General features: G+C 38.4%; 15 protein-coding genes. 9 read left to right on the top strand and 6 right to left on the bottom strand.

Features of this window, described 5'->3' with window-relative positions:
- Positions 1–30 precede the first annotated feature (30 nt).
- Genes RMA94_RS12155 through msrB form a run of 3 tightly spaced genes read right to left on the bottom strand, consistent with a single transcriptional unit; the run spans position 31 to position 1,777 of the window.
- Complete coding sequence (locus tag RMA94_RS12155) at positions 31–867, bottom strand: AraC family transcriptional regulator (RefSeq protein ID WP_032062434.1); 837 nt, start codon at positions 865–867, stop codon at positions 31–33.
- An 8-nt stretch (positions 868–875) separates the two neighbouring features.
- Positions 876–1,361 carry a glutathione peroxidase gene (locus RMA94_RS12150; RefSeq protein WP_002114194.1) on the bottom strand — a complete coding sequence of 162 codons (486 nt, stop codon included), beginning with the start codon at positions 1,359–1,361 and terminating at the stop codon, positions 876–878.
- Positions 1,358–1,777, bottom strand: coding sequence for a peptide-methionine (R)-S-oxide reductase MsrB (gene msrB, locus RMA94_RS12145; protein WP_002114184.1), 420 nt, complete (start codon positions 1,775–1,777; stop codon positions 1,358–1,360). The genes RMA94_RS12150 and msrB overlap by 4 nt, the downstream gene beginning before the upstream one ends.
- A gap of 239 nt (positions 1,778–2,016) precedes the next feature.
- Here msrB and RMA94_RS12140 point away from each other — a divergent pair, with 239 nt between their 5' ends.
- The 8 genes from RMA94_RS12140 to RMA94_RS12105 all read left to right on the top strand — a co-directional run bounded on the left by RMA94_RS12140 (position 2,017) and on the right by RMA94_RS12105 (position 15,554).
- Positions 2,017–3,447 (top strand): pyridoxal phosphate-dependent aminotransferase, encoded by a 1,431-nt coding sequence (locus RMA94_RS12140; RefSeq protein WP_311083128.1) that lies wholly within the window; start codon positions 2,017–2,019, stop codon positions 3,445–3,447.
- Positions 3,448–3,920: 473 nt separating this feature from the next.
- Positions 3,921–5,228 carry a dicarboxylate/amino acid:cation symporter gene (locus RMA94_RS12135; protein ID WP_002114420.1) on the top strand — a complete coding sequence of 436 codons (1,308 nt, stop codon included), beginning with the start codon at positions 3,921–3,923 and terminating at the stop codon, positions 5,226–5,228.
- Positions 5,229–5,898: 670 nt separating this feature from the next.
- Positions 5,899–6,966: a type II asparaginase gene (locus tag RMA94_RS12130; protein WP_014206524.1), complete on the top strand. Its 1,068-nt coding sequence runs from the start codon at positions 5,899–5,901 to the stop codon at positions 6,964–6,966.
- 198 nt (positions 6,967–7,164) lie between these two features.
- Positions 7,165–10,728: a DNA polymerase III subunit alpha gene (gene dnaE / locus RMA94_RS12125; protein WP_280584833.1), complete on the top strand. Its 3,564-nt coding sequence runs from the start codon at positions 7,165–7,167 to the stop codon at positions 10,726–10,728.
- Positions 10,729–10,742: 14 nt separating this feature from the next.
- Positions 10,743–11,582, top strand: a complete 840-nt coding sequence (locus RMA94_RS12120) for an RNA methyltransferase (protein ID WP_057076777.1) — start codon at positions 10,743–10,745, stop codon at positions 11,580–11,582.
- Positions 11,575–12,387: a serine O-acetyltransferase gene (gene cysE / locus RMA94_RS12115; RefSeq protein WP_017403186.1), complete on the top strand. Its 813-nt coding sequence runs from the start codon at positions 11,575–11,577 to the stop codon at positions 12,385–12,387. Before RMA94_RS12120 ends, cysE begins: the two co-directional genes overlap by 8 nt.
- A 105-nt stretch (positions 12,388–12,492) precedes the next feature.
- Entirely contained in the window at positions 12,493–13,431 is a 939-nt protein-coding gene (locus RMA94_RS12110; RefSeq protein WP_311083123.1) for an ABUW_2363 family tetratricopeptide repeat lipoprotein, read from the top strand.
- A gap of 116 nt (positions 13,432–13,547) precedes the next feature.
- The gene (locus RMA94_RS12105) at positions 13,548–15,554 is read left to right on the top strand and encodes an alpha/beta fold hydrolase (RefSeq protein WP_311083122.1); all 2,007 of its coding nucleotides are present in this window, start codon (positions 13,548–13,550) and stop codon (positions 15,552–15,554) included.
- A 53-nt stretch (positions 15,555–15,607) separates the two neighbouring features.
- On the opposite strand, the gene ahpF is transcribed toward RMA94_RS12105, so the two are convergent.
- From ahpF to RMA94_RS12090, 3 genes are all read right to left on the bottom strand, one after another.
- Positions 15,608–17,173 carry an alkyl hydroperoxide reductase subunit F gene (gene ahpF, locus RMA94_RS12100; RefSeq protein WP_032003458.1) on the bottom strand — a complete coding sequence of 522 codons (1,566 nt, stop codon included), beginning with the start codon at positions 17,171–17,173 and terminating at the stop codon, positions 15,608–15,610.
- Positions 17,174–17,355: 182 nt separating this feature from the next.
- Positions 17,356–17,877, bottom strand: a complete 522-nt coding sequence (locus RMA94_RS12095; protein WP_032003457.1) for a chromate transporter — start codon at positions 17,875–17,877, stop codon at positions 17,356–17,358.
- Positions 17,877–18,437, bottom strand: coding sequence for a chromate transporter (locus RMA94_RS12090; RefSeq protein ID WP_311083120.1), 561 nt, complete (start codon positions 18,435–18,437; stop codon positions 17,877–17,879). The genes RMA94_RS12095 and RMA94_RS12090 overlap by 1 nt, the downstream gene beginning before the upstream one ends.
- Before the next feature lie 101 nt (positions 18,438–18,538).
- On the opposite strand from RMA94_RS12090, the gene RMA94_RS12085 reads away from it, so the two are divergent.
- Positions 18,539–19,441 (top strand): LysR family transcriptional regulator, encoded by a 903-nt coding sequence (locus RMA94_RS12085; protein ID WP_262439633.1) that lies wholly within the window; start codon positions 18,539–18,541, stop codon positions 19,439–19,441.
- The last annotated feature ends 48 nt before the right edge of the window (positions 19,442–19,489 follow it).

Genomic DNA, 19,489 nt, shown 5'->3' with positions numbered 1-19,489 from the left:
TAAAAATAGAGAAAAATAATTTCTTGTAAATTATTGCGCGGCTGCAAGTTGAAACTGTCGAGGAGTAATTCCTGTATGTGCTTTAAAAGCTTTATGAAAATGGCTTTGATCACTAAAGCCTAAATTGACAGCTAGCTCTGCGAGTGAAATCCCTTGTTTTAATTGAGCTCTGGCTTGATTAATCTTTAAATTAATTTGAAATGCATGCGGAGTTAAACCAACATTGGCCTTGAATAAACGAATGATTGCATATCGACTAAGACCAACCTGCTCTGCAAGCTCTTCAAGAGAAATAAATTGTTCTGACGATTTAATAATATGAATTAAGTCCAAAAAATCTTCATACAAATATTCAGTTTTTTGTATTTCTTCTAATACGAAATGAGGGAGTAACAGCTGGGTAAGGCAATAGATTAGCGACTGTTCTTTTTCAATAATTAATTTTTCAGGATCGAATAAAGTTTCATTCATATCAGAAAAAGCCTGATATAAAGTTTCTTCTTTTATTATGAGCGGCTTATGCTGAGGCAGATGCAAATCTAAACCATGTTCTCGAAATTCTGAATACAGCTGATTTAACCACCTTATATCCAAATGTAGCATCTGGTAGCTCCAAGCCTGATCTGGCAAAGGGTTACATGAATGCTCAATATGTGCGGGTACGATCACCAAAGTACCAGCATCAATCTTTTGGGGCGTACCAAATGAACTTTGAAAAACGCTATTCCCCTCGTCTATAGCCCCGATAGAAAACGTTGGATGACTATGAGACTTATAACACGTTCGGCTAAAACAGGATCTTCTGGTTTCAACATAAGGCATTCGCCCATCTTGCCAAAACTCAAAAGCTTGAGGAATAGCGTTCATTTAAATGATTAACTCGCTAATGCTTTTTCAATATCAGCTTCTAAAGCTTCTGGCTTAGTCGTAGGTGCATAGCGATTTAAAACAGCACCATCTTTGCCTACCAAAAATTTGGTAAAGTTCCATTTAATGCTACTACTACCTAAAATACCTTTAGCTTCACGTGTTAAATATCTAAAAATCACATGGGCTTCCGGGCCTTTTACATCAACTTTAGCAAACATAGGAAATTTCACCCCATAGTTACGCTGACAGAAGCTACCAATTTCTTTATTGCTTCCTGGATCTTGCCCACCAAACTGGTTGCAGGGAAAACCTAAAACTTCTAATCCTTGATCTTTATATTTTTCATAAAGTTTTTCGAGGCCAGCAAATTGTGGTGTAAAACCACATTTACTGGCAGTGTTTACAATTAGTAAAACTTTACCTTTGTAATCAGCCAATTGCTTAACTTCACCCTCTAACAGCTCAGCTTCAAACTGATAAATATTACTCATGGATAGGTTTCCTCATCATTTTTTTCTTCTGTTTTCAGTTGTAATGATGCCGAGTTTACACAGTAGCGCAAACCAGTCGGCTGTGGTCCATCTTCAAATACATGCCCTAAATGAGCTTCGCAATCATGACAAACTATTTCAGTTCTGACCATACCATGCGTTAAATCTTCATGTTCATCAATGACAGCACCATTGATCGGACGGAAGAAACTTGGCCAACCGCAACCGCTATCATATTTGGTATCCGATGAGAACAACTCTGCGCCGCAACAACGGCAAACATAGGTACCATGTTGCTTAGTATTCCAGTATTGCCCCGTAAATGCAGGTTCAGTGCCCTTTTGTCGTGTAATCCGATACTCTTCTGGTGATAACTCTCTTTGCCATTCCCGGTCTGTTTTATTGACTTTTCCCATGACATACACCTTTTATTCTGAAGTAAACATTTCTGATGATCGAGTTTTATATTTACGCCATTCATCACAAAAACACTAGTCTCTGAACGTAAAATTTGTTGGAATTTAAACATATAAAGAATAAAAAGCAAAAAGTAAGCAAAATACAAAATCAAAAGTAAGCAAATTTATTACTAATCTTCTTTAAAGCAAGCAAACATAGTGCTATTCTAAGTGCGCACGGTTGTATAGGACAGAACATGTCTCAGAAAAAAAGTGTGGTTTTCCAACAACTACTACCAATTATCAAACAATATCAACAATCGGGTTTTACCCATGAAAAAATTGTTGAACTATTGAAAGATCAACATGATCTAAATTTGGTAACAGTTAAAACATTTAAAAGTTATTTATACCGATATGCAAAAGTGAATCCCGTTATGTCTAAAAATACTGCTACCATCCATTCCATGCCATCTACTCGAGAAATCAAAAAATCATCGAAGCTTGAGCATGTTTGTTATGACATCCGTGGGCCAGTTTTACGAGCCGCCAATGAAATGGAAGAGCAAGGACATAAAATCATTAAGCTGAATATCGGCAATCCTGCTCCTTTTGGATTTGAAGCACCACAAGAAATTATTAATGATGTTGCTTTAAACTTACCAAACGCAATTGGTTATGTTGACTCAAAAGGTATCTTCCCTGCTCGCAAAGCAATTTGTCAGTATTACCAGCAAAAAGGAATTCTCAATATGCATGTCAATGACGTGTATATTGGTAATGGCGTATCTGAACTCATCGTAATGGCTATGCAAGGCCTATTAGATGATGGAGACGAAATGCTGATTCCAATGCCGGATTATCCGCTTTGGACAGCAGCAGTTAATCTTTCAGGCGGCACAGCAATTCATTATAAATGTGATGAAGAAAATAGCTGGTACCCAGATATTGCTGATATTGAAAGTAAGATTACTCCGAATACTCGCGGTATTGTCATCATTAACCCGAACAACCCTACGGGTTCGGTATATCCACGCCACATTCTTGAACAGATTGTAGCGATTGCAAAAAAATATGATCTAATTTTATTTGCTGATGAAATTTACGACAAAATTATTTATGACGGTATTGAACATGTTTCAGTAGCATCATTAGCGGGCGACCAGCTTTGTGTATCTTTTAATGGTTTATCAAAAGCTTATCGTATTGCAGGCTTCCGTTCAGGTTGGATGGCAATTACGGGTGATAAAAGCCGTGCTGCCGACTATATCGAAGGATTAGATATGTTAGCGTCAATGCGCCTATGTGCTAACGTTCAAGCTCAATATGCGATTCAAACTGCCCTAGGCGGTTATCAATCAATTAATGACTTGATCCGTCCTGGTGGTCGTTTATATGAACAGCGTAATATTGCTTGGGAAATGCTTAATGAAATTCCAGGCGTAAGTTGTGTAAAACCAGATGGAGCAATGTACTGTTTCCCACGCCTTGACCCGAACATCTACCCAATTGAAGATGATGAAAAGTTAATGCTTGATTTGCTACGTGCAGAAAAAGTTTTATTGGTGCAAGGTACAGGCTTTAACTGGCTAACACCTGATCATTTCCGTGTGGTTTTCTTACCCGCTGAAAATGAATTACGTGAAGCAATTACCCGTCTAGGTCGTTTCTTAGCCAATCGACGTTAAAAAAATGCATAACAAAAAAGGCATCTCTAAATAGGTGCCTTTTTTATAAATCTATTTTTTCATCTTTATAAAAGAAGAATCTCCCAACCACATAATAATTTTACCAACACAAAATAAATTATTGTATTTAAATTATTTTTATAAATTTTATAATTCTTTTAACTTTAAAAATTAGTTAATTTTTTGATTTATATATTTTTTACCATACGTTTAAAATCACTTGATTTTCTTCAATCTACTTAACCTTTATTATGCAAAAAATGCATGGATCAATATTTTTTTGCATTTCACACCGCTTCAAAATCGAGCAACAATCCATCTCCATAACAACATCGCCATATTCGATTCGGTTAAAACAGATACAGATCTAGGAAGATAACATCGTTAGAACAACCGAACTGAACTAACAAGGAAAGCTTTCAATCATTCAAATCCCATCAAAGGATGATTGAATCAAATGGATAGAGGTTCATATGAAGCAAAAGAAATTGCTCAAGTATATTGTTGTTGCTATTTTACTTGGCATACTGACAGGTTGGATTTGTCACCACTTCTTTAATGAGGGTGAACAACTGAAGCAAATCGCTTCTTATCTCAACATACCTACAGATATCTTTTTACGCCTTATCAAAATGATTATTGCTCCATTGGTATTTGCCACTATTGTTTCAGGCATTGTATCAATGGGGAAATCTACATCAATCGGCAGTATCACCCTTAAATCAATGACTTGGTTTATTACTGCTTCGTTCGTATCGCTTGCTATCGGTATGGGTCTGGCAAACTTTTTCCAACCAGGTGCAGCTTTAGATTTAGTATTACCAACTGCGCAACAATTGAGTAGCTCTTCTGCTCCAGCGACTACAGGCTTCACTCTACAATCATTTTTAAGCCATGTTTTCCCACGCAGTATTGCCGAAGCAATGGCAAATAACGATATTTTGCAAGTCCTTGTTTTCTCTATTTTCTTTGGCTCAGCCCTTGCTTTTGTAAATCAAGGCAAAGAAAAAGATTCAGTTATCATTCGTTTGACTGATGAACTCAGCAAAATCATGTTCCGTATTACTGATTACGTCATGATGTTTGCACCTGTTGCAGTATTTGCAGCAATCGCTTCAGCAATTACAGTACAAGGTTTAGGCTTGATTGTTGATTATGGCATTTTAATCGCAGAGTTCTACTTCGGTCTTTTATTACTGTGGATCATCTTATTCTCTGTAGGTGCAATCGTACTTAAAAAAGATATTTTCCGCTTAGGTAAATTAATTCGTGAACCTGTAACGCTTGCTTTTGCTACAGCTTCAAGTGAATCAGCCTACCCTAAAGTAATGGATGCACTAAATAAATTTGGTGTGCCTAAAAAAGTAACGAGCTTTGTATTACCTTTAGGTTATTCATTCAATCTAGATGGTTCAATGATGTACACCACGTTTGCAGTGCTCTTTATTGCTCAGGCCTACAATATTGATCTTAGTTTTACTCAACAAATCTTAATTTTGTTAACTCTAATGGTAACAAGTAAAGGTATTGCAGGAGTTTCTCGAGCTTCTATTGTAGTTATTTCAGCGACGCTCACCATGTTCCATTTACCTGAAGCTGGCATCCTTTTATTACTCGGTATCGATCAGTTCCTTGATATGGGCCGTACTGCAACAAACGTAGTAGGTAACAGTATTGCAACCGCAGTTGTTGCCAAGCTTGAAGGTGATAAAGTGGCTGATACTGAAGAATTACCAGAGCCAGTATTAATTAAATCAACTCAAGAACAAACGACCGCATAAGTTTCTCTTTTCTCCCACTCTCCCAACTTAAGAGCAATTTTATATGACCTTATAAAATTGCTCTTTTTTTATTTTAAAATTGATGGCAGAAATTCACCTATATTTTTATATTAAATAATGACTTTAAACTGCTATTAAATTTTCTTAAACCAAACCTTAAAAATAGAATAAAAATGATTCAAACAAATTTTATATTTTCAAAAATAAATACCAAGTGATTAAATTTTAATTCAATTTACAACAATTAAATTATATTAAGTTAATGGAATTATTTTTTAACTTACACAGGAAAATTTAAAATTATCTTAATATTAAATTATAACAATAAAAATCAACAATATAAAAATATCATATGGCAAAAACCTACTTAAACATGTCTATTATTTTTTAATTTTATACTGATAAAGAAATCATTTGTTTTATTTATATTAAAAAGTAAACAAATCAAGATAAATTAGAAAAACTTAATAGATTTTTTATTTTATTCATGTTATTTATTAGCGCTAAATAAAAGCAATGATTAAGCAATTGTTGATAAAACAAAATGCTATTCAAGGATGCTTCTTATTCAAACAAGTTATGAATATGTTTTACATGGTATGTATTTTGCTTAGGAAAAGCAGTCATATTCAACAAACTTTTACTTCGTCACTTCATAAGGATATTTTCGATGTTGACTAAAACTGTTAAATCTTTAGGTTTAGCGATGGGCTTATTAGCCTGCTCTCTCCCACTTTATGCAAAAAATAATGTTGTTGTAGTTGCGACTGGCGGTACTATCGCAGGTGCTGGCGCAAGCTCGGCAAATAGTGCAACTTATACTGCTGCAAAAGTTCCTGTTGATACGCTAATTAACGCAGTTCCACAAATCAAAGATTTGGCAAATGTAACTGGTATTCAAGCATTACAAATCGCTTCTGAGAGTATTACTGACAAGGAATTATTAGAAATTGCTCGTCAAGTGAATGAGCTTGTTAAAAAGCCATCTGTTAATGGTGTCGTAATTACACACGGTACAGATACTTTAGAAGAAACAGCATTTTTCTTAAATTTGGTTGTTCATACTGATAAACCGATTGTACTTGTTGGCTCAATGCGTCCTTCAACTGCTCTTTCAGCTGATGGTCCACTTAACCTTTATAGTGCAGTTGCTTTAGCAGCTTCTGATGATGCAAAAAATAAAGGCGTTATGGTTCTTATGAACGACTCTATTTTTGCTGCACGTGATGTAACTAAAGGCATTAACATTCATACCAATGCTTTTGTTAGCCAATGGGGCGCTTTAGGTACATTAGTTGAAGGCAAACCATACTGGTTCAGACAATCTGTAAAACGCCATACAAATGCTTCAGAATTTAATATTGAAAATATTAAAGGCGATGCACTTCCAACTGTACAGATCGTTTATGGTTCGGACTCTATGCTTCCAGATGCATATGAAGCGTATGCAAAAGCTGGTGCTAAAGCGATCATTAATGCAGGTACTGGTAACGGTTCTGTACCAAAATATATCGTACCAACCTTACAAAATCTTCACGACAAAAACGGTATTCAAATTATCCGTTCATCACGTGTCGCACAAGGTTTCGTATTACGTGATGCAGAACAACCTGACTCTAAATATGGTTGGGTAGCAGCACATGATTTAAACCCTCAAAAAGCGCGTCTTCTTGCAGCTTTAGCTCTTACTAAGACTAATGACACGAAAGAAATTCAGCGCATGTTCTGGCAGTACTAAGTTTTTCAACCAGCCCAAACACAAAGTTTGGGTTGGTCCTATTTCTTAAAAATAAGCTCTTTTATATTAAATCTGTACAATAGATATTCAAATCATTCTTCTTAAATAATAAAATCCTTAACAGTTTGCCAAAATATTAAGCATTTCGTTTTAACTTTGCGTGCTAAACTATGCTGCAGTCGTATTAAGGATTGGTTTATGCAGTTTGTTCATCTCGGTATTTATACAGAATTTTCGATTACAGAGTCGATAGTTCGCATACCTGACTTGGTCAACGCTGCGGTTAAAGACCAAATGCCTGCGCTGGCATTAACCGATCTATCAAACCTCCATGCAGCAGTAAAATTTTATAATTCTTGTTTAAAAAAAGGGATTAAGCCGCTTTTAGGTAGCACAATTCGCCTTGACGATGCTCAACATCGTGCAACTTTACTTGCAATGAGTAATGTAGGCTGGAAAAGTCTTACCGAAATCGTTTCACGCGGTTTTATTGAAGGTCAACAACTCAGTATTCCATGTGTAAAAAAAGAATGGGTACTTGAACAGCATCAAGATATTATTGTTTTACTTGGCCAACATAGTGATGTGGGTCAGATGCTTTGTTCATCTAACCCTCAAAAAGCAGCTCCCCTGTTAGAAGCATGGATCGAAAAATTTGGTAACCGTGTTTATCTGGCTTTAACACGTACCGATCGTCCTGGTGAAGAAGACTTTATTCAAGAAGCCGCTAAACTTGCTGCCCAATATAATGTCGGTGTAGTTGCGCATAATGATGTGCACTTTGTAGAAAAAGAAGATTTTGAAGCCCACGAAGCCCGTGTTTGTATTGCTGATGGCTATGTATTAGCAGATGACCGTCGTCCACGCTTATATAGTCCTGAGCAACATTTTAAAACCTCGGACGAAATGATCGAGTTGTTTTCAGATATCCCAAGTGCTATCGAAAATACTTATAACATTGCAAAACGCTGTAATGTTAGCCTACAACTCGGCACCTACTTTTTACCTGACTACCCAATTCCAGATGGCTTTACCATCGACACCTACTTTGAGCATTTGTCAAAAGTAGGTCTAGAAGAACGTTTAGATTATCTCTACCCTCTCGAAAAACGTGGTGAAGACTGGCCAGAGATTCGTAAACCTTACGATGAACGAATTGATTACGAAGTCGGCATTATCCTCAAAATGGGTTTCCCTGGTTACTTCCTTATCGTCATGGACTTCATCCAGTGGGCAAAAAATAATGGCGTTCCTGTAGGACCTGGTCGTGGTTCAGGTGCGGGTTCACTCGTTGCATATAGCTTAAAAATTACTGATCTTGATCCTCTTCGTTACGATCTACTTTTCGAACGTTTCTTAAACCCAGAACGTGTTTCGATGCCCGACTTTGACGTCGACTTCTGTATTGCCGGACGTGACCGCGTCATTGATTATGTTTCCCGTACTTATGGACGTGAAGCCGTGTCGCAAATTGCAACTTTCGGTACGATGGCGGCAAAAGGTGCAATTCGTGACGTTGCCCGTGTATTGGGTAAGTCTTACGGTTTAGCTGACCGTATCTCAAAAATGGTACCGACTAAACCGCTCGGTGTGGACTTAGCCACTGCTATCGAGATGGAACCTCAGCTTAAAGATATCGTTACCAACCCATCTAACCCAGATAATGATGATGCGAGTGAAATCTGGGAAATGGCTTTAAAATTGGAAGGTATCACCCGAAATACTGGTAAACATGCCGGTGGTGTCGTCATTGCACCAGGTAAGATTACCGATTTCTCGGCTGTACTTTGTGAGGAAGATGGAACAAGCCGTGTTGCTCAATATGATAAAGACGATGTAGAAGCAGCAGGTCTCGTCAAATTCGACTTCTTGGGTTTACGTAACTTAACCGTTATTGAAGACGCAATTCAAAATATTAATAAAAATCGCGATAGTAATGATCCGCTCATTATTTCGCATGTTCCACTTGATGATGCTAAAGCATATTCAGTCTTTGCCGATGCAAATACAACCGCGGTATTCCAGTTTGAATCCGTCGGCATGAAACGAATGCTTAAAGAAGCACGTCCAAGTAAATTTGAAGAGATTATTGCATTCGTATCATTGTATCGTCCTGGTCCAATGGATCTTATTCCTGACTTTATTCACCGTATGCATGGTGGAGATTTTGAATATCTTCACCCACTTCTTGAAGGTGTATTAGAGCCAACTTACGGGATTATGGTTTATCAAGAACAGGTGATGCAGACTGCACAGATCTGTGCGGGTTATACGCTCGGTGGCGCGGACTTACTACGCCGTGCAATGGGTAAAAAGAAACCTGAGGAGATGGTTAAGCAGCGCCAAATTTTCTTAGCAGGTGCTGCAGAAAAAGGGATTGATGAAAGTACAGCCAACCATATCTTTGACTATATGGAAAAGTTCGCAGGCTATGGTTTCAACAAATCTCACGCCGCAGCTTATGCCCTCGTTGCTTACCACACTGCATGGTTAAAAGCACATTATCCTGCTGAGTTTATGGCAGCGGTAATGTCATCGGAAATGCAGAACACTGACAGTGTCGTATTTTTAATTGATGACTGCCGAAATAATGGCCTAGAAGTTTTACCACCATCAGTCAATATGTCGACTTATCATTTCCATGCGAGCGATGATAAAACTATTGTGTATGGTTTAGGTGCAATTAAAGGCGTTGGCGAACAAGCGATGCAGTCAGTTATTGACTCTCGTCGACAATTTGGTCCTTATACAGATCTATTCGATTTTTGCCATCGTATTGATTTGAAGAAAATCAATAAGCGTACTCTTGAAGCGTTGATTCGTGCAGGTGCACTCGATTGCTTGGGAATTGAACGTGCAAGCCTAATGGCACAATTGCCTGAGGCGGTTCAAGCTGCTGAACAAGCGCGAAGTAACCGTGAAAGCGGTATTATGGATTTATTTGGTGAGGTTGAAGAAGTTCAGCGTAAGCCAGCTAAACCAGTAAAACCGTGGAGTGATGAAGTTCGTCTAAAAGGCGAAAAAGACACGCTTGGCCTATATCTCACTGGTCACCCAATTGATGTTTACCGACAAGAACTAAAAGCTTTTATTCCGGTAAAATTAAATGAAATTACGGCTACACGTCGCGGTGTTACAACAGTGTATGCAGGTTTAGTTATTGACGTCGCAAACTTCCCGAATCGGGTAGTTATTGTACTAGATGATGGTACAGCTCGTATTGAAGTAAGTTGCAACCATGAACGTTTCCAACGTTTTAAAGATATTATCCAAGTTGAGCGTGTTGTCGTCTTTGAAGGCGAAATTTATGAAAGAGAAGGCTTTGAACGTCCAATGGGCCGTTTAACCAAGGCTTTTACTTTAAATGAAATACGACAAAAACGTGCTAATAGCATTCAGATCAAATTAACAGAAGAGTTTATGCAAGCCACTTTGGCAAAAGATTTACAAAACATAATCTTGCCATTTTGCAATGTAGATATGCATCAACATATCACTCTACAGCTACAGATTGATCAGCCTTATGCTCAAGCTGAGCTTCAACTTGGTCCGCAATGGAAAGTTGCTCCTCTCGATGAATTACTTGCTAAACTCAGAGATTATTTTGGTAAAGATAATATTTATATTGAATATCAAGTAAAGTCGAAAGCAGCTAAAGCAGCAGAACCTGCTCGTCCGCAAACCGTTGCTTCCCCTCCTGCGGACATGACTATGGACGATGCATTGGATTTATACCAAAGCGAAGTTTCTCAATATTCGTAATTTCTGGAAATCTTATGAGTTCGTTTGATCACAACACTGTGTCAAAACAATTAGCACAAGTGCGTATTGTCATGGTAAACACTACCTTGCCAGCTAATATTGGCAGTGCTTTACGCGCCATGAAAACAATGGGACTAATTAAATTAGTTCTTGTTGCACCTAAAACATATCCTCACCCAGACATACAAGCGCTTGCTGCTGGTGCCCAGGATTTATTTGAACATCTTGAGATTGTCGATACCTTAGAAGATGCTATTAAAGATTGCCATTTAGTATTTGGAACAAGCGCACGTAGCCGTACTATTCCTTGGCCTTTACTTGACGTAAGACCAGCTGCCAAAGAAGCTATTAAGGCCACTACTCAAGGGCAACAAATTGCGATTGTTTTTGGCCGTGAAGACCGTGGTTTAACCAACGAAGAATTAGCACTGGCAAATTATCATTTAACAATTCCTGTCAATCCAGACTATGGCGTATTAAATGTTGCGCAAGCGATTCAAGTCGTATGTTACGAGCTTCGCATGTCTGCTCTTGAGCAAGAGAAAGTCGATCAAGAAGTAGATGAAATGCCATTAGTGCAAGGTCAAAGCATGCAATGGGATGAACCATTGGTGACTCAACAACAAATGGAAGAGTTTTATCCTCATCTAGAGAAAATGCTAACCGAAATTGAATTTTTAGACCCAGATAATCCACGTTTGTTACCTTTACGCTTGCGTCGTTTATTTGGTCGTATACAATTAGATCGTATGGAATATCATTTACTTCGCGGTATTTTTAGTCGTGTACAAGCCCTAACCAGTGGTAAATGGAAAAAAGCATTATCTGACAAGGAGGATCAACCCAATGCTTAAACAGCTGAAAGAAGATATAAAGGCTGTATTTGCGCGAGATCCTGCTGCCCGCAATACACTCGAAGTTCTCACGACCTACCCTGGCATTCATGCGATTATGATGCATCGTGTCGCACATGAGTTATGGCAAAAAGATTGTAAAGGTGCTGCTCGCCTTCTTTCTTCATTTAGTCGTTTTGCAACAGGAATTGAAATTCATCCTGGCGCTAAAATCGGTAAACGTTTTTTTATTGATCACGGTATGGGTGTTGTGATTGGTGAAACTGCTGAAATTGGCGATGATGTTACGCTTTATCATGGTGTTACCCTAGGTGGAACAACATGGAATAAAGGTAAACGCCACCCAACTTTAGAAGATGGCGTTGTTGTTGGTGCTGGTGCAAAAATTTTAGGTCCATTTACCATAGGCAAAGGTGCTAAAGTCGGTTCAAATGCTGTGGTAACTAAAGCTGTTCCTGCTGGCGTGACCGCTGTAGGGAACCCTGCTCGCTATATTTATAAAGATGCACCTGACAAGAATAAAGATGAAGAACGTCGCCGTGATTATGCGCAAAGTATTGGTTTCGCTCCATATGCGACAACTGCTGATCAGTCTGACCCTATTTTAGAGGGTATGCGCGTTTTACTTGATCGTATTCAGCATAATGAAACGCGTATGAATAATTTATGCCAACGTTTATCAGAGCTAGACCCGAGCTTCAAAAAAGAAAGTCAGGATGAACAGCCTTTTAGTGATGAAGAACTGAAAATTATTGAAGAAGTTCGTCGTGAATGCGGTGCGCAAGATAAGACATCAAAAACGTAATATTCTTGATTCATAATGTAACACGCTTACCCTTGCATGTCTGTTTAGCTTTTCCTAGACTTACCTGTACCAAATCTGACTTTACTAAAATGAACGGAAGATCCTATGAATTTTAAGCCTTTGGCATATATAATCCTTGCGACCTCAAGTTTAACCGCTTGTACAATGGCACCCGTAAAAGAACAAAAAATTGAGCCTTTTGTTTTCAAGGAACCAGAGCTTACTCCTCCTTTTTATGCGCTAAACCCTTTTAACTATGATCAGCCACCAGCATTTGAAGTTGCATTAAAAGACGCTGCTGCACAGCCTGTAACCAAAATGGTCGTTAATCGTCAAGATGATCCAACTAAACAGCTTACTCTCGACGTCAATAAACTGATCGTTCCGACTGTCAATAATTCACAACGTTCAATGAAATACGCAGTTTTAGCCGGTGAAAATGAAATTGACGTGACTACTATTGATGACTTCTTACAGTTAGTGGAAGGTAAAGCACGTCACTACCCACCTCGCTTTACTGACCGTCAAGAACGTAAAGGCTTTGAAAGTAAACTTAAAGAAGTAACACAACAAATTGATACACTTGCTGCAAATCCAAATGCATCATTTGATATTTTAATTCGTGCTTTTAAAGCAAGTGTTCTTGCACGTAACCTTGATTTAGGTACTGTTCATACCACTAAATCTTTAGAATATGCTCAAAGACTTTTAAAAATTAATCCAGATGATGCGGAAACAAATTTCTGGTTCGGTTTTGGTTTATCTGAAGGTGGCGGTCAACGTGAAGCGATTCCATACTTAGACAAAGCCATTAAAGGTAATGTTCAAGAAGCATATTTAGCTGCTGCAAATAACTATATTGCAATGGAGCAAAAGAAAAACGCGATCCAGACGCTAAAGAACTATAAAGTTAAATATCCAGATGAAGCGGAAATTGCTGACCGTTTAATTCAAGAAATTGAAAAACAAGGTCGTTGGAACGTATGGCAAGTTTTAACTAACCCAGCAATGTCAGCAACTACTTCTGCTGCACCTAAAAAATAAGCTTAATTCTATAAAAAAGGGCTGTTTTGACAGCCCTTTTTTATATTTGATCATTTGAAAAATATTTTAAAATTTGTATGATCTACCTACCATTGAGCCACTATATTTTGACCATAATGTTTTCAATAAAAAGAAGCAAAACACTGTTGACGGTCATACTACTCGGTTCAATTCTGAGTGGTTGTCAGGTCGTAAATGTTAAACAGCAAGCTTTGAATGTAACGATTGCAAATGAACGTAATAGTATTCTTACCCAAGATAAACTCAGCGAAGCGAGTCTGAATGTTTTATCAATGTCTGGTCAAGAAGCTAAAGTTTGTACAGATACCCCTGAAACCTGTGTAAATCAACTCAAAAACCTTCCTCAAATTTTAGATGAACAGTTCTTATCAGCAGCAAGCGAGATGTATCTCGCAAAAGCAATGGCTTTATCAGATACATCTGACTGTAAAGTAAGTAGATTTACTAAACATAAATCTGAAGAAGAACAAAAGAATATTCTGAATAGATATGATAATTGCTTAGACCAGCAATTGAGTCTATTAGATAAAAGTATTCGCTATAGCTATGCCTATCTATTTTCCACAAAACGTAAGCCTAACGACCGTATTTTTGATAATAGACAAGTTCAAATTCGCGATTTCTATAATCAAGCAATCGCCAAAATGGTCGGTGTTTATGACTTAAGACACCCAAAGAAAAATGTTGTTGAACCACAAATTCATATTGGTAAGAGTATTTATTCAATCGATTTTGAATTTCATAAACAATTAACTGGCCAAAAACTAGAAAAATTAATTTCAAGTTATAACCTGAATTTTTCTGGCTTAAGAACCATTAACCGCCGCGATGGTTTTGGCTCAGAATTTGTGGCTGTTTTTCCGAGTTCAGGAAATGAAGATATTAATGAATATATCCTAGACCCACTTAAATATAATTATAAAAATGGTGTTAATCCAAATATTCATAATGCACGCTACTTAGCTGCGACTATTGTAGCTGAACCCAAACACGCGACCACTGTCGAAGAAATTATTAATAATCCAGAATTCGTCATTCGAGTTTATGACCCATATCGGACAGATAATATTAATGTAGCAGGCAAGCGATATCCGCTAGCAGCTAACTTTTCAGCACCTTATGGCCTATGGTTAGCCGAAAACAATTTAGGAGTTGCAGCCTATTTGAGTCTGATTGATCGCGATCAGCATTTAACTATGCCGCATCTCTATATGCTTGAACCGTATAATCCGAACAAAAAAATTATCGTGTTGGTACATGGTTTAGCAAGTAGCCCCGAGGCATGGATTGCACTGACCAATGATGTTATGGGCGATACGGTTTTAAGAGATAATTATCAAGTTTGGCAAGTTTTTTATTCGACTAACATGCCAATTTTAGAAAGCCGTTTCCAGATTTATGCTCTGCTTAAACAAGCTTTTAGTTCACTAAACCCAAGTGACCCTGCCGCACATGATGCAGTTCTTGTTGGACATAGCATGGGAGGTATTATCAGCCGTTTACTGGTCAGTGATGGAGATATTACTAAACCTGCCTTAGAGTTGATGACGATTCGTCAGCAAAACCGCTTTAAAAAACATCCAATGGTTACTGAACGATTGCAAATGCATTCAATCAATAATTTTGATCGTGCGATTTTCTTGGCTTCCCCTCATCGCGGTACAGATTATGCAGATCGTTGGTTTACCTTGGCAGCACGTAAAATTATTCGTTTACCTGGTGCATTCTTGTCAGCTGTGGCGACTTCACTGACAACCGAAAATTTAGATGTTAAAGATTTCTTGAGTAATATTGATAATGGTTTGATTCAAAATGGACCAAGTGATCTAAGTCATCAATCTAAATTTATGGAACTCACAAAAGATATTAATCCACACCAAGGATTAGTTTTCCACTCTATTATGGGTAACATCACCAAGAGCGATGATCCAAATGTGATTACCGATGGTATTGTCCCTTATAAGAGTGCTCACTTAGAAGGTGCAAAATCTGAGAAAGTTCTTCCAGGTGGTCATTCAATCCAACTGACACCACAAGCTGTATTAGAGTTACGTCGTATTTTACGAGAGCATTTAGTCGAACACGGTTTATATAAACCATAAAAAGAAAAAGAGCCAAAGGTTATCCTTTGGCTCTTTCGTTTTGGACTTAAATTTTATTGCCCAGAACGGATGATGTAATCAAACGCTGAGAGTGATGCTTTAGCGCCTTCACCTGTAGCAATAATGATTTGCTTGTAAGGTACAGTGGTACAGTCACCTGCAGCAAACACACCTTGCACATTGGTTTCGTTGCGGTCATTCACAATGATCTCGCCACGGTTGGTTAATTCAACTTCACTGTCTTTCAAGAAGTCAGTGTTTGGCAATAAACCAATCTGTACAAAGATCCCTGCAAGCTCTACCACATGCTCTTCATCAGTCGCACGGTCTTTATATTTAAGACCAGTCACTTGTGAACCATCACCTAACACTTCTGTACTTAAGGCATTCATAATCACCGTTGTGTTTGGCAAGCTATGCAATTTGTTTTGCAACACTTGGTCAGCACGAAGTTTAGTATCAAACTCAACTAAAGTTACATGCTCAACAATCCCTGCAAGGTCAATCGCAGCTTCAACACCTGAGTTACCGCCACCAATCACAGCAACACGTTTGCCTTTGAACAATGGACCATCACAGTGTGGGCAGTACGCGACACCACGGGTACGGTATTCTTGCTCACCCGGTACATTCATCTCTCTCCAACGTGCACCTGTTGAAAGGATCACCGTTTTCGATTCAAGTTTTGCACCGTTTTCAAGTTCAACTTCAACCAAGCCATTTGCAGTCTGGTTGGCACCCGTGATTTTGCTGACACGTTGCAGGTTCATGATATCGACATCGTATTCACGGACATGTGCTTCCATCTCGGCAGCAAACTTAGGACCTTGTGTCTTTTGCACAGAAGTGAAGTTTTCAATGTCCATGGTGTCCATGACCTGACCACCAAAGCGTTCAGCCACGATACCGGTGTTAATGCCTTTACGTGCAGCATAGATCGCAGCTGTTGCACCCGCAGGACCACCACCAATCACCAATACATCAAAAGCATCTTTGGCATTGAGTGCTGCTGCATCTTTTTCAGCAGAGTTGGTATCAAGTTTTGCCACAATCTCTTCAAGCGTCATACGACCTTGCCCAATGTGCTCGTTGTCTTGAAATACCATTGGCACAGCCATGATTTTGCGTTGTTCCACTTCATCTTGGAAGAATGAACCGTCAATCATGGTTGCTGTGGTGTTCGGGTTATAAATGGCAATAAGGTTAAGCGCCTGTACCACGTCCGGACAGTTATGACAGCTAAGCGATACGAATACATCAAAGTTTGCTTTGAGGTTTAAACCTTTAATCTGGTTGAGCACTTCATTTGACACTTTAGGTGCATAGCCAGACACCTGCAACAGTGCCAAGATCAAAGACGTAAACTCATGACCCATAGGTAAGCCTGCAAAGAACACACGAGGTTGTTCACCTGCTTTAGCCACACCAAAGCTTGGACGACGTGTATTGTTACCGTCAAAACGGGCTGTTACCTTGTCAGAAAGCTCAGCGATTTCACTCACCAACTCTTTAATTTGAGCTGCTTTGTCTGATTCATCTAAAGCAGCAACTAATTCGATTGGACTTTCTAGACGTTCTAAGTAAGCTTTTAATTGAGTTTTAATGTTTTGATCTAACATCTGTTTTTTACTCCAATGCATCCAAATTCTTTCAATAGATGCATAGTACGTGAAAACATAAAATAGGTAAAACAGTATGTTTTTATGGATTTAATCGGTTTTTTAGATTTAATTATTATTTACTTCAAATCAAAAAAAAGCCAACCTGAACTCATCCAGCGCAGGTCGGCAAACTGGTTAAACTAGAGTAAGACCACACCAAATACAGCCCCAGCAATCAAGACATGTAAAGGATGAATCTTTTTAATTAAAGATAATAAAGTTGCAATGACTACCATAATAATGAGTAACATATTTATTGCCGCTGCCTCAGAAATAATCCAAGCACTAGCAAGTACAGTTCCCACAGTGACGGGTTGTAAAGCAAGCTGTAAAACACGTCTCCATTTTTTATCTTTAAATTTTGACCAGCCTCTCATCACAAATACAGTAATAAGAGATGAAGGTAAAAATTTAGCGGTAGACGTTACAAGTAGACCTGACAACCCTGCTACATGCCATCCCACCAACGGTACAATCATCATGTTCGGACCGGGTGCAGCTTGGGCCATGGCGAACAATGCACTGAATTCTTGTGCCGTCATCCAGTGATGAATATCAACTACTTGGCGTTGCATCTCAGGCAAAATTGTATTCCCGCCACCAAATGCAATAAGAGACAATTGAGTAAAAATGATCGCTAAAGTAAGTAGAACTGCACCCATTACACACGTCTCCAAATAATAGCTGAATAGAACGCCAACAAAATCAGCATGGTCACAAGTAATGGAACTTTCAGAAAAGCTATACTGATGATTGTAGCGACAACTACGCAAATCGCTAATGGATTACGTAATAATGGCTTAAGCATTTTCAAACCTGTTGCAACCAGAAGTCCAGCCGCCGCTGCTGCTAAACCTTCGAAAAGATGCTTAACCATTAAATTATCTTGGAACTGCTCATAGACATAATGTAAAAGTACAACAATTATCGTAGGCGCAAGGATCAAGCCAATCAGTGAACTCACTGCCCCACGAACACCGCGAAACTCCATGCCAATCGCAACAGATAAATTAATGATATTGCCGCCCGGTAAAAATTGACACAGACCCAGTAACTCAGTGAATTTTTCAGGACTTAGCCACTGTCGTTGCTCTACAACAACTTTACGAGCCAAAGGTAATACACCACCAAATCCGATTAAACCTAATGTTAAAAAACCTAAAAACAGTTCTGTGCAAGTCGGTACGGTCTCCTTTTGCACAGCAATCTCAACATGGTTCATTTTCGTTACTTTTCACTTTATCTGACCAAGATAGAATGCTACTTTTATGATATATCTACAAATGCTTTTATTTTCACTAACCATACCCTAAAGGTATTCCTATGCTAGATTTACATAAGCTTCATGCCTTTGTGGTGGTAGTAGAAGAAAGAAATATCACACATGCCGCAAACCGATTATTTATTCAACAGCCGCCTTTGACGCGTTTACTCAAAAAGCTTGAAGAAGAACTCGGTGCACAGTTACTTATTCGCCAGCCTCGTGGCATTGAACCGACTGAAGCGGGTTTAGCCTTATTTAAAGAAGCACAACTTTTATTAGAACATGCCAAACATATTCCAAAATTAGTCCAAGATGTTAGTCAAGGTAAAACTGGACAACTCAATATTGGTTTTACAAGTTCCGCAGGTTTGCATCCGCTCATTTCATTAGTATTACGGTCATATCGAGAAATATATCCAAAGGTACAAACCAAACTTGAAGAAGCAGGCAGCCAAAAACAATTAGATCGATTAATCTCCGAGAAACTTGATATTGCTTTTTTAAGAGCACCGATCAGCCGTGATATTGGGTTAAAACATCACCATATATTAGATGAGCCAATGATGGTGGCATTGCCTATAGGCCATCCACTTACACAAAAAGAAAAAATTAGTTCAAATGACTTATCAAATGAAAATTTTGTTTTATACCGTCGTTCTTCAGGACAAGGTTTATATGACAATATTTTATATAGTTGCTACCAAGCAGGTTTTAGTCCACGCATTATTCAAGAAGCGCCTCGACCTACCGCTACATTAAATTTAGTCGCTGCTGGAATTGGTATAACGATTGTGCCGGCCTCAATGCATAATTTTTGGGAACATGAAATTGTGTATCGCGATTTTGATGATTCAATAAAAATGAATGCGCCTATTTACCTGATTACTCGGGAAAATGAGAGCTCTGCCAAAGTTTCAAATTTTATTGAACTATTGCAAAAACTTTTGCCCACAATGGCCTGAGTATAAAAGCTAAGCAATAAAAAGTGCCCCGAGTGGAGCACTTTTTTA

It is taken from the genome of Acinetobacter sp. V115_6 (assembly GCF_031799025.1).
Classification (GTDB): domain Bacteria; phylum Pseudomonadota; class Gammaproteobacteria; order Pseudomonadales; family Moraxellaceae; genus Acinetobacter; species Acinetobacter pittii.
The sequence above is the reverse complement of the archived record's forward strand: the minus strand, read 5'-3'. Positions and strand labels throughout refer to the sequence as shown.

What these genes read in the sequence shown, in the direction of transcription:
- cysE (WP_017403186.1), top strand. Translation starts at nt 11,575, where the DNA reads ATGCTTAAACAGCTGAAAGAAGATATAAAGGCTGTATTTGCGCGAGAT.
- ahpF (WP_032003458.1), bottom strand. Translation starts at nt 17,173, where the DNA reads ATGTTAGATCAAAACATTAAAACTCAATTAAAAGCTTACTTAGAACGT.
- RMA94_RS12130 (WP_014206524.1), top strand. Translation starts at nt 5,899, where the DNA reads ATGTTGACTAAAACTGTTAAATCTTTAGGTTTAGCGATGGGCTTATTA.
- RMA94_RS12135 (WP_002114420.1), top strand. Translation starts at nt 3,921, where the DNA reads ATGAAGCAAAAGAAATTGCTCAAGTATATTGTTGTTGCTATTTTACTT.
- RMA94_RS12105 (WP_311083122.1), top strand. Translation starts at nt 13,548, where the DNA reads ATGTTTTCAATAAAAAGAAGCAAAACACTGTTGACGGTCATACTACTC.
- RMA94_RS12140 (WP_311083128.1), top strand. Translation starts at nt 2,017, where the DNA reads ATGTCTCAGAAAAAAAGTGTGGTTTTCCAACAACTACTACCAATTATC.
- RMA94_RS12110 (WP_311083123.1), top strand. Translation starts at nt 12,493, where the DNA reads ATGAATTTTAAGCCTTTGGCATATATAATCCTTGCGACCTCAAGTTTA.
- dnaE (WP_280584833.1), top strand. Translation starts at nt 7,165, where the DNA reads ATGCAGTTTGTTCATCTCGGTATTTATACAGAATTTTCGATTACAGAG.
- RMA94_RS12155 (WP_032062434.1), bottom strand. Translation starts at nt 867, where the DNA reads ATGAACGCTATTCCTCAAGCTTTTGAGTTTTGGCAAGATGGGCGAATG.
- RMA94_RS12085 (WP_262439633.1), top strand. Translation starts at nt 18,539, where the DNA reads ATGCTAGATTTACATAAGCTTCATGCCTTTGTGGTGGTAGTAGAAGAA.
- RMA94_RS12095 (WP_032003457.1), bottom strand. Translation starts at nt 17,877, where the DNA reads ATGGGTGCAGTTCTACTTACTTTAGCGATCATTTTTACTCAATTGTCT.
- RMA94_RS12120 (WP_057076777.1), top strand. Translation starts at nt 10,743, where the DNA reads ATGAGTTCGTTTGATCACAACACTGTGTCAAAACAATTAGCACAAGTG.
- msrB (WP_002114184.1), bottom strand. Translation starts at nt 1,777, where the DNA reads ATGGGAAAAGTCAATAAAACAGACCGGGAATGGCAAAGAGAGTTATCA.
- RMA94_RS12090 (WP_311083120.1), bottom strand. Translation starts at nt 18,437, where the DNA reads ATGAACCATGTTGAGATTGCTGTGCAAAAGGAGACCGTACCGACTTGC.
- RMA94_RS12150 (WP_002114194.1), bottom strand. Translation starts at nt 1,361, where the DNA reads ATGAGTAATATTTATCAGTTTGAAGCTGAGCTGTTAGAGGGTGAAGTT.